At 36.6% G+C, this 13,606-nt stretch carries 11 protein-coding genes; 2 read left to right on the forward strand and 9 right to left on the reverse strand.

Features of this window, described 5'->3' with window-relative positions:
• Positions 1 to 44: 44 nt before the first annotated feature.
• From A8L44_RS15590 to xylA, 5 genes are all read right to left on the reverse strand, one after another.
• Complete coding sequence (locus A8L44_RS15590; protein WP_066108405.1) at positions 45 to 1,073, reverse strand: sugar ABC transporter substrate-binding protein; 1,029 nt, start codon at positions 1,071 to 1,073, stop codon at positions 45 to 47.
• 82 nt (positions 1,074 to 1,155) lie between these two features.
• A complete protein-coding gene (locus A8L44_RS15595) occupies positions 1,156 to 2,118 on the reverse strand; it encodes an ABC transporter permease (protein WP_077248174.1) in 963 nt (320 codons plus the stop codon).
• A gap of 65 nt (positions 2,119 to 2,183) precedes the next feature.
• Complete coding sequence (locus tag A8L44_RS15600; RefSeq protein ID WP_066108411.1) at positions 2,184 to 3,692, reverse strand: sugar ABC transporter ATP-binding protein; 1,509 nt, start codon at positions 3,690 to 3,692, stop codon at positions 2,184 to 2,186.
• Positions 3,693 to 3,745: 53 nt separating this feature from the next.
• On the reverse strand, positions 3,746 to 5,356 hold the full coding sequence (locus A8L44_RS15605; protein ID WP_066108416.1) for a glycoside hydrolase family 43 protein: 1,611 nt from the start codon (positions 5,354 to 5,356) through the stop codon (positions 3,746 to 3,748).
• Between the two features lie 127 nt (positions 5,357 to 5,483).
• Positions 5,484 to 6,791, reverse strand: a complete 1,308-nt coding sequence (xylA, locus tag A8L44_RS15610) for a xylose isomerase (protein ID WP_066108417.1) — start codon at positions 6,789 to 6,791, stop codon at positions 5,484 to 5,486.
• A gap of 250 nt (positions 6,792 to 7,041) precedes the next feature.
• On the opposite strand from xylA, the gene A8L44_RS15615 reads away from it, so the two are divergent.
• Positions 7,042 to 8,202, forward strand: coding sequence for an ROK family transcriptional regulator (locus A8L44_RS15615; RefSeq protein WP_066108420.1), 1,161 nt, complete (start codon positions 7,042 to 7,044; stop codon positions 8,200 to 8,202).
• Positions 8,203 to 8,341: 139 nt separating this feature from the next.
• Here A8L44_RS15615 and A8L44_RS15620 read toward each other — a convergent pair whose 3' ends face one another.
• Positions 8,342 to 8,530 carry a hypothetical protein gene (locus A8L44_RS15620; RefSeq protein WP_066108423.1) on the reverse strand — a complete coding sequence of 63 codons (189 nt, stop codon included), beginning with the start codon at positions 8,528 to 8,530 and terminating at the stop codon, positions 8,342 to 8,344.
• A gap of 820 nt (positions 8,531 to 9,350) precedes the next feature.
• On the opposite strand from A8L44_RS15620, the gene A8L44_RS15625 reads away from it, so the two are divergent.
• Positions 9,351 to 10,619 carry an MFS transporter gene (locus A8L44_RS15625; protein WP_066108425.1) on the forward strand — a complete coding sequence of 423 codons (1,269 nt, stop codon included), beginning with the start codon at positions 9,351 to 9,353 and terminating at the stop codon, positions 10,617 to 10,619.
• Positions 10,620 to 11,433: 814 nt separating this feature from the next.
• On the opposite strand, the gene A8L44_RS15630 is transcribed toward A8L44_RS15625, so the two are convergent.
• From A8L44_RS15630 to A8L44_RS15640, 3 genes are read right to left on the reverse strand one after another with little or no spacing between them, the layout of a single operon-like run.
• Positions 11,434 to 12,165 carry an ABC transporter permease gene (locus A8L44_RS15630; protein ID WP_066108426.1) on the reverse strand — a complete coding sequence of 244 codons (732 nt, stop codon included), beginning with the start codon at positions 12,163 to 12,165 and terminating at the stop codon, positions 11,434 to 11,436.
• Complete coding sequence (locus A8L44_RS15635) at positions 12,165 to 12,896, reverse strand: ABC transporter ATP-binding protein (protein WP_066108428.1); 732 nt, start codon at positions 12,894 to 12,896, stop codon at positions 12,165 to 12,167. Before A8L44_RS15635 ends, A8L44_RS15630 begins: the two co-directional genes overlap by 1 nt.
• A gap of 4 nt (positions 12,897 to 12,900) precedes the next feature.
• Positions 12,901 to 13,329 carry a helix-turn-helix transcriptional regulator gene (locus A8L44_RS15640; RefSeq protein WP_066108432.1) on the reverse strand — a complete coding sequence of 143 codons (429 nt, stop codon included), beginning with the start codon at positions 13,327 to 13,329 and terminating at the stop codon, positions 12,901 to 12,903.
• Positions 13,330 to 13,606: the final 277 nt, after the last annotated feature.

Here is a 13,606-nt window from a genome sequence, read left to right on the forward strand (position 1 = left end):
TTATCTCTCATTCTATTTATCTTCCAAATGACGAACTATGCTTATTATTCTGCATCGTCAGTAGAGCTAGTTTTTACTTTACTTTTTCCTTCTCCATATTCTTTCAAATCATCAGCTTTAACATATTTAACGTCAATTGGAATTGTAGAATCAATTTCTTCACCATCGATTACTTTTACTAGGTTTTCAATTACTTGATAACCAATTTGATAGGCATCCTGATCAACAATAGCAGTAATACGGCCATCTTCAATACCTTTTAACCAAGTATCAGTATAGTCAAATCCATAATGAAGAATTTTTCCAGCTTTTCCTTGTGATTGAATTGCACTCATAACACCTACATCTGGACCTTCAGAACCAAGTGAGAATACAGTTACTAAATCTTTATTCGCAGAAATATAACCTTCTAATTGCTTCTTAGATTCAGATGGTTGGTCATTATCCTGGATAGTAGCTAAGAATTTGAAATTCTTCGCGTCAGCTCCATAAACTTCTTCAAAGCCTTCTTTTATCCCTTTTTCACGGTCAATCATCGTCGGCTGTGCCACGTCTACACAAACAATTGCAATTGAACCGCTTGTAATCCCTTTTTCCTTCATTTCTGTAGCTGCTTGAACCCCTAATTCTTTACCGGCAGATACGTTATCTGTTCCAACATAAGCTGTACGATCTGCCTCATTTTCTAAATCTGCATCAAAAGTGATTACAGGGATATCTTTATCCATTGCTGCTTTGATTGGAGAAACAAATGCTTTCTTTTCAATAGGCGCAACTGCAATACCTGCAACGTCTTTTGCTGTTGCTTCCTTAATAAATCCAATATGTTTTTCTTTCTTACTTGGCTCAGCGGATGGGGAGGTTTTCGTTACTAATGTGTAACCGTATTCTTTCGCTGCATCCTCTGCTCCTTTTTTCATCGGATTCCAATAGGCACCCGTATCTACGATAGGAACAAAATACAAGGACTTATCCTCAGCTCCACTCGCAGTGTTTTCTTCTTTCCCACATCCAGCTAATAACAATGTTGCAATAGTGAGTCCAGTAACTAGTTTTTTCCCTTTTTTCAACATGATAGACTATCTCCTTTACCTTATCTATTTGAGTAGAAATAAACTCCAATTCTTATTTGTTACCCTTTTGCTCAAAACAAGATCAGCGACTTGCTTTACGTTTGAAGTAATCTATGATGATTGCCAGGATGATTACAAGACCTGTTACCGTATCCTGCAAGAAAGAATTCACTCCCATAAGAGTTAATCCGTTTTTGAATACCTGCAAAGTCATGATCCCAGCTACAGCTCCGCCAATAGTACCAATACCGCCACTAAATGATGTACCGCCCATTATCGCAGCTGCCATGGCGAATAAATCCAAACCATTGGCATCTTTTGAAGCACCGCCATCTAAATTAGACACAATCAATAGACCGGCAATTGCTGCTAGAATACCCTCAATAATGAAGACCTTGACAATATGAAGGTCCGTATTGATACCAGATAGGCGTGCTGCCTCCTGATTAGAACCAACAGCATATGTATTTTTTCCAAGACGTGTCTTTTTCATGATAAAGACAAATAATACGATTATCACAATGAATATCAATGTGTTACTTTTTACAGTTTCAGTACCAATAGGTGTTTTGGCCAATCCACTTAACCACTCTGCTTCTGAACCAATAAATTGTTCGTTCGTGAAAAATCCAAGCATACCTTTAATTACATAGCATGAACCTAAAGTCAAAATAAATGAAGGTAAGTCGAACTTTTTGATTAACAAAGCATTCATCGTTCCTAATATTGCACCTGTCATCAATGCAAGGAGGATCACAACAGGCGCTGGAAGCCCGCTATTAGCAGCATATAAACCTACCATACCAGAGGCCATTGCTACATAACCAATCGATAAATCAACATAACCACAAATCAGAATCATGGCATATGCAACAGTTAAGATTCCTACAGGTGGTATTTGTTGCAAGAAATTCTCAATATTGTATGAACTAAGAAAATCACTATTTGCGATTGAAAAGTATACCAGTAGAACGATTAAAACTATATACACTGAATAATTCATAAATAGGGATTTTAAGTCTATTCTTTTTCCCGCTTTTTCCATGTTTTTGCTCCTATCATTCATAGTAAGTATGATTTGATGAACGACTCCCTAGGATAAGAAATTTATCATTGACTCCCAGTTGCATATTTCATAATCAATTCTTGTGCTTCATCTTTTCTATTCTTATAATCAGAAACAATTAACTCACCCGTTATCTTTCCTTCATGGAAGACATGAATGCGATCGCAAGTACCCAATAATTCAGGAATTTCCGATGAAACAATCAAAATGGTTTTCCCTCGAAGAGCAAGCTGATTAATAATTGCATAGATTTCTGATTTTGCACCTACATCAATTCCTTTTGTCGGTTCATCGAAAATATAAATTTGATTATCCGCATTTAACCATTTAGCCAGTACGACTTTTTGTTGATTTCCCCCTGATAAACTAGAAACTGGATTATCGATGTCACTAACTTTTATATTCACCTCTTCAACGGAATCATTGGTGATTTTGACTAATTGCTTCTGATTGAGAAGGAATTGTTTCAAGCTAGTAATTGTGATATTGTCCTTAATTGATAGTCCCAAGAAAAGCCCTTGGTGCTTCCTATCCTCCGTCAATAATCCAATCCCATTCTTAATTGCATCTACTGGAGATTTTATGGTTACTTTACGGTTATCAATAGTGATTTCTCCGGATTTTAGGCGATCAGCTCCAAAAAGCAATCGCATCGTTTCAGTTCTACCACTACCAACCAACCCCGCAAATCCTACTACTTCTCCACGCTTTGCTTCGAAGCTCACATCATTTACTTTCCCGGCCTTACATGTGAAGTTTTTCACATGTAAGCGCACAGGTCCAATATCGGTAGGTTGTTTGGGATATAAATCCTTTATTTCCCTACCAACAAGCATGGATATAATTTGGTCTTCTGATAAACTCTTTACTTCCTCCGTCGCAATGTAATTTCCATCACGCATGATTGTAATCCGTTCACATAATTCAAAGATCTCTCTCATGCGGTGAGAGATATAGATACTCGAAAAGCCTTTCTCTTTTAGGCGACGGATAATAATAAATAATACTTCTACATCTTTATCAGAAAGAGACGTTGTTGGTTCATCAAAAATAATTACTTTAGCATTCAAGCTCAAAGCTTTTGTAATTTCAATCAACTGCTTATTTGCCGTAGAAAGAGAGCTTACAAGATCTGTAGGTTTCACCTTAGCTCCAACCATATTCAGCCAGTACTGTGTATCTTCATATAATTTTTTAAAATCAATTATCCCAAGAAACTTATTGATATACGGCAAACGTCCGATGAAGACATTTTCTGCAACTGATAAATCCTCTGCTAAGTTTAATTCCTGATGTACAAAAGCAATTCCTAATTCGGATGCAAGATCTGGTGTCATTTTGCTTATCTGTTTTCCTTCAAAAGTAATTTCACCAGCATCCTTATCTAATAGTCCCGCTAGAATATTCATCAAGGTAGACTTGCCAGCACCATTTTCACCCATCAATGCATGAATTTCGCCCTTACGGACTTCAAATTGAGTATTCTTTAATACATGAACCTTGCCAAAACTTTTTTCAATACCAGTCATTGAAAATAAAATCTCATCTTTCATGGTATCTTAATCCTCCTTTCTCAGAAAATAAGTAACTAAGAGCTACAATTTATTTATTTTTCTTGATACTTGAAGTAATCAAATTTAGCTTCTAGCTCATAACCAGAATAGTCTACGTTCACCATTCCTACAAATGCACCTGTAAAGAAACCGCCATAGCTTTGATTCACATAATCATCAGATAGGATCTTGGCATCCAATTGGACAGGAATATCTATCCACGTTAATCCGTCAAATGAATAAGCATATGTATAATAGCTCTTCTTCACAACCGTCTTAAAGTAAACATATTGAACTTCTTCTGGAATGGCAATTGCCCTTTCCTTTAAATAGCTAGTGAGTACACCACGATTATTCTCAGTCACTTCAATTACACGACCATTAAGCTCGTTCCAGGTTACTTGAACCATGGACCAATGCTGACTATTGTAGTAATTAGTCAGTCCAGCCATTTGTTGAAAAGTTGTTGGGTGATAGCTTAATTTTGTTTCTGCTTCAAATTCAAATGCCTGCCATCTTCTAGCCACAAGTGAATTTTCATGCAGATTAGTTAAGCTTCCAGAGCCCATCAATACAAGATGACCATCTTTGATTTTTCCAATTTGTTCTGTAAATGGTACACGTAGAGTGTTAAAGTGAATGTTTAACTCTGGTTGATCAAAATCATCCATCACCAAATAGTTAGAAGGATAACTATTTGGCACCACATTTTTAGGCGGTTCCACTTCAACGCATCCTTGTTTTCCACCAACAATCATTGGCCATAAATCTTTCGACCATTCAACTTTTTGAATCGCAGTTTCTCTTCCTAACGTACACCAGCCACGAGGATCATGGCTAGATTCGTAAGAATGGTGCCATGGACGTCCCGTTAAATGGGCGAAATACCATTCTCCATCCGGTGTATCCACTAAAGACCCATGCCCACATTTTTGCAAAGGATGATCAGGATGATTAAAAGCGGTCAGGAACGTATCTGGTTGACTTTCATATTCACCATAAATCGAAGAAGATCTAGCTACAACTTCTTGGTGTGTATAAGTTGTTCCGCCTTCGGCACAGAAAAGATAGTACTTTCCGAATAATTTATACAGATGTGGACCTTCAACCAGTTTTACATCCGTACCCTTCCATATAATCTTTGCGGTTTCTGGAAGTAAGCGTTCATCCTGCACAGAATACTCCGTGCACTTAATACCATTAAATGGATGATGGTATTCTCGATGATCCCATTCCATTTGCAGCAGATATTTCCGCCCGTCATCATCATGAAAAAGGGAAGCATCAAAGCCTACTCCATTTAATTTGATTGGTTTACTCCAAGGGCCATGGATATTTTCTGAGGTGGTCAGATAGTTTGTACAATCCTTAAACGCACCGTTTACCACTTTCACATCAGTATAAACTAACCAAAATTTCCCGTCAGCGTAAGATAGATCCGGCGCCCATATTCCCCCAGAATCCGCATTTCCTTTCATATCCAGCAATTCAGTAGTTGATAATGGATGCGAAACTAATTGCCAATGAATCAAATCCTTTGATTCATGAATCCTTACACCTGGAAACCACTCAAAAGTAGAAGTCGCAATATAATAGGTATCTTCTACGCGAATAATAGAAGGGTCTGCATTAAAGCCTTTTAAAATAGGATTTGTAATTTTCATGATAAACTCCATTCTTAAGTTCTTTATACGCTATTCCATAAAGACGGTACCCTGTTAAATCAATACTATATAATAGGTTTAAAAGATTAAGTAGCTTATACACTGTGACTGGAGATGTAAATCCTTTTTAGTATAGATAGTCATTTAAGCGAGATTTCACGTATTCAATATGACTGGATTCCAATTTGATGTCATCTAATTTTAATGCGTATTCTGTCAGGCTTTCTAAGTCTTCCTTGCCATTAACAATGGAAGCTCCAATTCCTTCATAGAAAGAGGCATAGCGTTTTTCTTTCAAACTATCAAAGAAGCGATCTTCTTTTAATTTAGCCGCTGCTTTTAGTCCTCTAGCAAATGTGTCCATACCGGCAATATGGGCTAAGAACAAATCTTCCATTTCAAAGCTGGAACGACGCACTTTAGAGTCAAAGTTAATACCACCTGGTGCAATTCCTCCATTTTCTAGTACACCATACATGGCCATCGTAACATCATAAACATTTGTTGGGAATTCGTCTGTGTCCCAACCTAGCAGAACATCACCTTGGTTCGCATCGAGAGATCCTAAGGCATTATTTATGCGTGCAACTTCAATCTCATGTTCAAATGTGTGGCCAGCAAGTGTAGCATGGTTTGCTTCAAGATTCAGCTTAAATTCACCAGTAAGATCATATTTTTGGATAAACTGTAATGCGGTAGCAGCATCAAAATCATATTGGTGTTTAGATGGCTCTTTTGGTTTAGGTTCAATCAAAAATTGTGGTTTATGATTAATCTTTTCTCCATAAGCTACAGCCATCTTGAATAAACGCGCAATATTATCTTGTTCAAGAGCCATGTCTGTATTCAATAGTGTTTCATAGCCTTCACGGCCGCCCCAGAACACATAATTTTCGCCGTTCAACTTTTTGGAAATATCAAGCCCTTTTTTGACTTGTGCCGCTGCATAAGCAAATACATCTGCATTATTAGTAGAAGCTGCTCCATTTACATATCTTGGATGACTAAACATATTTGCGGTATTCCACAGTAATTTGATTCCAGTTCTATCCATTTGTTCTTTTATCAAATCAGTAATTTCATCTAGATTTCTATAGAACTCTTCTAAAGAATTACCTTCCGGCGCAATATCCACATCATGGAAGCAAAAATATTCAACGCCTAGTTTCTCTAAAATTTCAAAGAAAGCGACCACACGGTTTCTAGCTGTATCCATTGCTGTTTCACCAAACCAAGTTCGTTGATTTGTAGGCAAACCAAATGGATCACTACCATCTTGTGTCATTGTATGCCAGTATGCGACCGCAAATCTCAAATGTTCTTTCATTGTTTTGCCGGCCACAACCTCTTCTGGATTGTAATAACGGAAAGCAAACGGGTTATCTGAGTTTTTTCCCTCATACTTGATTTTTCCTACATTCGGAAAATAAGTCATCTGAAATCCTCCTCCCAAACTAAGCAAGTTAGTTTGTTTATATGTTTTACTAACTTGATTGTAGTCGCTTTCATTTTAGTAGTCAAGCAATTTTCGCACTATAATAAATTTATACTAAATTACTACTTTTCCAACAAATGACTAGTAAATTACTACTTTTCCAACAAATGACTAGTAAATTTATGAAAAATCTATTAGTATATTAGTTAGTATGTTTAATAAATAAATTAACAAAGGAGGTGTTTATGATATGGAAAACTCTCATTATATTATACGTACTCAAAATGAATCCCTTTGTCTGGAGACGATTATTAATAATCTAGGTGTGTCACGAGCTGAACTGGCTACCATAACTGGTTTAACTAAAGCTACTGTCTCTAGCATCGTTAAGAAATTACTGGATGACAATTTAGTCACTGAAACAGGCAGTGGTCAAAGCAGTAATTTAGGCGGACGTAAACCCATCAAGCTACAATACAATGGAAAATCCGGTCTCTCTATCTCTATTGATGTTGGATATAATTACATTCGCGCCTTATTAACTTATCTTGATGGTGAAGAAATTTCCTACATTGAGAAGAAACCAATTACCTTAAATGAAGACACCGTCAGATCTTATTTTTCTGAGATATTCTCTTCTTTTGATAAGATAAAGCCTAAATCGCTCTACGATATTATTGGTGTAGTAATCGCTGTTCATGGACCTGTTTTTAATGGAAATATTATTTTTACTCCACATTACAATTTAGATAAGATTCGATTCCGTGAAATAACTGAAAGCCTAATTGATTACCCTATATTTCTAGAAAACGAAGCTAACTTATCAGCGCTAGGTGAGTATACTTTTACATCTGAATCCTCTAGTTTAATCAGTATTAATATTCATGGAGGTATAGGTGCCGGTATCGTCCGAGACGGAATTATACAAACTGGTTCGCATGGGTTCGCTGGAGAGATTGGCCACCAAATTATCTCTGCTGGCGGTAAGAAGTGCAAATGCGGGAATCTCGGGTGTTTAGAAGCCTATGCCTCAAATAAAGCTTCCTTTGAATATTTTGCACAATTAAAAGATATGGATTATGTCAATGCAATTATTTTAAGAGAATACTATAACAATGGGGATACTGATGCCAAAAAAGTCGTCAAGGAGAATACACGCTATTTAAGTTTCGGTATAAATAATATGATTGCCCATTACGACCCTGAGGTTATCGTTTTAAATAGTTCTCTTTACCGCGAAATTCCTGAAATGATGACAATGTTAAAAAATAATCTATATAGCACTTTTTCTAAATGTATAATTGTTCGAAACAGCAAACTTAATGAACGAGCTACTCTTCTAGGAGGCTTAGCCTTAAATCTCCAAAATTTCCTTGGTATTAAACATATGAAATTCAATACAAAGGCTTAGTGGAATTTTCAGATGGACCTAATGGATTTCTTTGCGTTTGCTCTCGTTCAAATGATTTTCCATAGGTAAAAATGCCCAAGTAGTCAACTATGCAGACTTGTTTGGGCATTTTCAATTAGATTCCCAGAACTTGCATGCATCAAGGCTCAAGCGACTTTACCATGTTCATTAGGCCACACAATGGATAACCAGATAAAAGAGCTGAAAATGCTATGAGGGCATAAATAAAACGTTCGCTTCCGATCCCTGTTAGCCATAAATTCCATGTACCGCAATTTTCATAATAATTGCCCTCGAATTTACTGACAAATCGTAAAGTTAATCTCATTTCACCCCTCTCTTCACTTCAATTTCAAATATTATATATAGCAAGGCCCTTCTTTTCACGTTTTCGCATGCAAAAAAGCCGGTGAAATTTTACTTATCGTAAACACTTCACCGGCTTGCCTTTTTGCTAAAACACAGTTACTCTCCGCTTTATATGTCCATTCATATCCCTTCGTTTCGAATTTACCAATCGAATAGTTTATAGCCACTTTTTCATAAGTTTGGATGGCACATTATTACAATCACAAACGAATGAAGGCAAAATTAAAAGACCTAAACCCGGTTGAATAACGGACTCAGGTCCTCAAAGCAGCATGACTATTTATTTCTAACTTTCTTGGGTCAGATCAAAAAAGGGCTGACTTCCTTATTTTAATATAAGCTTCGCTACACTTTCCACGTGTGTGGAGTGTAATTGACAACACATGGGATGTTGGTGATGTTTTTAAATAACCTAAAAGAATATATAGAAAGCGTAAGTTGGCTTCTAACAGCCAAATTATTTGCAAGTCCCAAATGTCTCTTATGTTGCTTCACCTTTAAATTGCCAATCTTACTTTCTATTGATCTTATTGATATAGCCGATTCAACAATATACTGAGTAAAATCTTTGAACTTTTCATTAGCTATATTAAAAACAGGTGTTAATCCTACTAAGCTTCGATAAAGGTATTATGTGAGTATATAAAAAAGAGGAAGGTCAAAATTGTAACTCTCCTTTTTTATAAGGTAAAATAAATATAGAACATACTGATATATTTTTTTGCGAAAGCAAAGGGTTATGGAAAGAAAAAATTATACAGGGACAGGAGGGGTAGAACATGCAACAGAAAAAGAAAAAAATTCATTTTGCTTGGTGGGTATTGTTTGGGTTAGCCATTATGATGGGTGTTGCACGTGGTGGCATAAATAATGCTGCTAGTTTATTTTTAACACCTGTGTCAGAAGATTTAGGCGTTGGTATGGGACAACTTACCCTATACTTGAGTGTCTCTTCCATTGCGATGATGGTATTCTTGCCGTTTGCCGGAAAGATAATGGGTAAATACGATATTCGTATGGTCTTGATTGTATCCATTCTGTTACAAGGTGGTGCATTTGCGTTATTTGGAATGATGAATTCGGTATGGGGCTGGTATTTATTAGCGATTCCGCTGTCTGTCGGTAGTGTTCTTGTGACACAATTGGCAGGTCCCGTTCTTATAAACCAATGGTTTAAAAAACGAAACGGACTAGCCCTTGGTATTATGATGGCAGCGAGCGGTATGTTTGGGGCGATCATTCAACCGAATGTAGGAACGTTAATTGCCTCACAAGGTTGGAGAACTTCTTACATCATTGTTGGGATTGCGGCGATTGTCATTGTAATACCAGTGGTTTTACTGTTCATTCGTATGTCACCACTACAAAAAGGTCTATTACCTTATGGCTTAGACAAGGTAGAAGCTAACGATTCGAAACAAGATGCACAAACGGTAGAAAACAAAGGTGTCACAGCCGCAGTGGCGAAAAAGTCATTGGCCTTTTATGCTCTATTATTCTTTTTATTCTTAATTACCGCGGTTGCAAGTTTTGCTCAATTTATTGCCCCTTACGCACAAAGCATTGGGTATGATGTCCAGTTTGCCGGAAATGTCATGGGTGTGTTCATGTTTGGTGTTTTAGTTGGATCATTGGTGTTCGGTTTCTTGACCGATAAAATGGGTGCAAAGAAAACCACCTTTTTCTCCATGTTCGTCGGATTGATTTCCGTTTTCTTATTGATCTTCATACCAGACAATCCAATGGTATTTTCAGTGGCAATCGGATTATTTGGATTTGTTTCTTCATCAGTTGGAACGCTAGGACCGTTATTGACTACTTCTATCTTCGGCACGAAAGAATATGGCGCCATTTATGGAACGGCAGCATTAGGATTAGCATTAGCAGGTATTACGGCGCTCCCTGCTTATGGGTTTGTATTTGATGCAACGGGCAGCTATCTATACGTGTTATATGCTGTTGCAGGGATGATTCTGTTAAGTGTCTTGTTAATCATCATTGCGTTCAAAGGTAAAGAAAAATTAGAAAAAGCGGGTCAATGGAATTAAGCGATATAGTTAAGGAGTAAGCGAAATCACATCTGTGGTTTCGCTCTTTTTGATACCCTCCTTTTTCACTTGTCTATTAGCAGTTTGCTTTAAACCCAAAGGGAACGTTTTCTTTAGAGCAAGGAAAACGGAAATATTCCCGAATAGAAATCAGCAAAGGGGAGCTAAGAATGAGAGTAGATATAAATACATAGAAAAATATAGCTTGCTTTTATGGGTCTGTATTGGACTTGAAAGGCGAAAGAATTATGAGGATACGACTACCAAATTTTTTTAAATAGTATTACCGATTGAAATCATTAAGAAAATTTTCTACTGCTATATATTGAAAAAGTACAGTACTTAAATCTAATTACAGGGAAAAGAAAAAAGCAGCGCCAAAGGGCAACTGCCTTATTTCAATACTAATTTTGCTACACTTTCCACGTGTGTGGAGTGTATGTGGCAACACAAGGGATGTTGGTGGGTTTATCAACATCTTTACCTGTTTTCGTAAGGATTGTTGCTTTTGTCTAATATTTATTCGAGATATGAAAACAGGCACCTTCAGAAAGAAAGTCGGTATACTTGCTCTTAAACAAACGCCCCCGATAGTTCAATAAGGAAAAGAGAAGCAATCTTATTCAACAATTGCGCCTTTTAATTGAATAACAATCAGCTTTTAAGCTCATTTTCTAATTTGTCTAAGAAAGTATTTTTTTATTTTCAGCAACGTAACGGAGGCTAGCGCTTTCTATTTCAATAATCAACTTTAACAGAGCTATTAATTTTAATAAAAAAACCTACGTTTAAGTAACGTAAGTTTGATTAACTATTAATTTTGCTGAATTTTATATTTGAAAATAAAAATCGAAAGACTAAAAAGGACAGCTGCATAAACTACCACAACATATAAATGGGGAAACATTGCGCTAAAGTCTTCTGCCACAATTGCTCGAACTAAATCAACAGCGTGGACGAATGGCAGGGCATAAGCGACTTTTTCAAAAGCTCCTCCAACTAACGATAAATCTAACCATGCGCCAGATAAAAATGCTGTTAAGTTAGTTAATAAAGCTCCGCATAAGCCTACTGCTGCCTTTTCGTTAAATAAGGAGCCACATAACAGTCCGATTCCTATGAAAATAGTAGATGTAATGAGTAAGGCAATAAATGCAAATACATGGTTGAAAGATAGCTCCAAACCTAAAAAGTAAGCGGTTATAAAACAAGTAATACTTTGAAGCACAGCAAATATCCCTAAAGGAAGCGTATATCCAATAATAAAATCACTTGCTTTCATAGGAGTAGTTAGCAATCTTATTAAATAAGAAGTAGAACGGTCTTTTCCTAACGTTTGTGCTGCAAAGAAAGCAATGAAAGAAAGGCTAAATACTGCGATGCCAGGTGTCAAATGTTCAATATTAAAAAGTGCTTCTGGAACATTGCGATTAATCGCAGTTAAAATCATAAGTAAAATGATTGGAAAGACTATACCAAAAAATAATGAAATCGGGTCACGTACAATTTCTTTCGTACAACGTCCAGCAAATGCCAATGCCCTCATTATAATTCGCCTCCTGTTACGAAATGCACAAATGCATCCTCAAAGTTTTCTTTACTTGCTGTTGTAAGGAGCTCGTCTACTGTACCTAGTGCCTTTATTTCGCCATCCCTCATAATACAAATGCGATCACACAATGCTTCCGCTTCTTCTAAATAGTGCGTCGTAAGTACAATTGTAGTCGTCTCTCTCAGTTTATTAATCATTGCCCATAGTTCCTGGCGGCTAATAATATCTAACCCTAATGTAGGTTCATCTAAAAATAAAATTTTTGGATCTGCAATGAGAGCCATTGCAATACTTAACTTTCGTTGCCAACCACCGGATAATTTTTTACCACGTTGATGTTCGTAAGGCTGTAGTGAAAACTGGCTAATTAAAGCCTCCGTTTTTTCAATGGACTCATCCTTCGAAAAGCCGTGAATGCGTGCCATTAATAATAAATTTTCGCGCACAGATAAATTTGGTGCAATGGACGTTTCCTGAGGTGAGACAGCGAGTAATCCCCGAATACTTGGCAACTCTTTACTAAGCGAATGCCCAAGTACAAGCGCATCTCCTGAAGTCGGTTTGGCAAGGCCACTTAACATATTGATAACTGTCGTTTTACCAGCACCATTTACTCCAAGGAGTCCGAATAGTTCACCTTGGTTAATCGTAAGTGTCATCGGAGAAACAGCAACTTTTTCTTTAAAGCGTTTTGATAAACCTTGAAGTTCAATTGCAGCACTCATTAATTTATTCCTCCTCTTTTTGATGATTTTTCACCATATTTAAAAACTGTTTAATCATTTTTTCAGGTGCTAACGCCAACCCACGATCCTCATCCCCTATAATAACGACTGAATCACCTGGGGTAATTTGAAAAATTTCACGGGCTTTTTTGGGAATTACAATTTGACCACGTTCCCCTACTGTTGCTGTCCCAAAAAAATGCTGGCCTTTGGGTGGAATATCTATACCCATTTCTTCTGGGTTATGGTTTACTAACGCATCTAAGGTTACTCCGAAGAAATTGGCAATATTCATACTATGGTGTAAATCTGGTGTCGATTCGCCTTTTTCCCATTTTGCAATTACTTGACGTGAAACATTTAATTCTTGGGCTAATTGCTCCTGAGTTAGATTATGACGTTTTCTCATCGAGCATAAATTCATATTAATCATACTTTTCATCCTCTCATATGTAATTATAAATACTATTTTAGTAGTAAATCTACCAACGGAGTATAACATTAATGTTATTATTCGTAGCAAAATGTAAAATGAAAATAGATGTGAATGATAAACCCCACATTCTAACAAACCGTAAAATTTTTAAGACTTTAGCTCTGTTAAAATTGAATGTTAAGAAAAAGAGGGATAGCCTCCTTTACGGCTATCTACAATTATTTAATAAGAAAATTAAATCTACTACTAATTACCACTTAAAATCTTCTCTCAT

The organism is Bacillus sp. FJAT-27986, from assembly GCF_001685035.1.
Taxonomy (GTDB): Bacteria; Bacillota; Bacilli; order Bacillales; family Pradoshiaceae; genus Pradoshia.

What these genes read in the sequence shown, in the direction of transcription:
- A8L44_RS15640 (WP_066108432.1), bottom strand. Translation starts at nt 13,329, where the DNA reads ATGATTAATATGAATTTATGCTCGATGAGAAAACGTCATAATCTAACT.
- A8L44_RS15625 (WP_066108425.1), top strand. Translation starts at nt 9,351, where the DNA reads ATGCAACAGAAAAAGAAAAAAATTCATTTTGCTTGGTGGGTATTGTTT.
- A8L44_RS15590 (WP_066108405.1), bottom strand. Translation starts at nt 1,073, where the DNA reads ATGTTGAAAAAAGGGAAAAAACTAGTTACTGGACTCACTATTGCAACA.
- A8L44_RS15630 (WP_066108426.1), bottom strand. Translation starts at nt 12,165, where the DNA reads ATGAGGGCATTGGCATTTGCTGGACGTTGTACGAAAGAAATTGTACGT.
- A8L44_RS15615 (WP_066108420.1), top strand. Translation starts at nt 7,042, where the DNA reads ATGGAAAACTCTCATTATATTATACGTACTCAAAATGAATCCCTTTGT.
- A8L44_RS15635 (WP_066108428.1), bottom strand. Translation starts at nt 12,896, where the DNA reads ATGAGTGCTGCAATTGAACTTCAAGGTTTATCAAAACGCTTTAAAGAA.
- A8L44_RS15605 (WP_066108416.1), bottom strand. Translation starts at nt 5,356, where the DNA reads ATGAAAATTACAAATCCTATTTTAAAAGGCTTTAATGCAGACCCTTCT.
- A8L44_RS15595 (WP_077248174.1), bottom strand. Translation starts at nt 2,118, where the DNA reads ATGGAAAAAGCGGGAAAAAGAATAGACTTAAAATCCCTATTTATGAAT.
- xylA (WP_066108417.1), bottom strand. Translation starts at nt 6,791, where the DNA reads ATGACTTATTTTCCGAATGTAGGAAAAATCAAGTATGAGGGAAAAAAC.
- A8L44_RS15600 (WP_066108411.1), bottom strand. Translation starts at nt 3,692, where the DNA reads ATGAAAGATGAGATTTTATTTTCAATGACTGGTATTGAAAAAAGTTTT.
- A8L44_RS15620 (WP_066108423.1), bottom strand. Translation starts at nt 8,530, where the DNA reads ATGAGATTAACTTTACGATTTGTCAGTAAATTCGAGGGCAATTATTAT.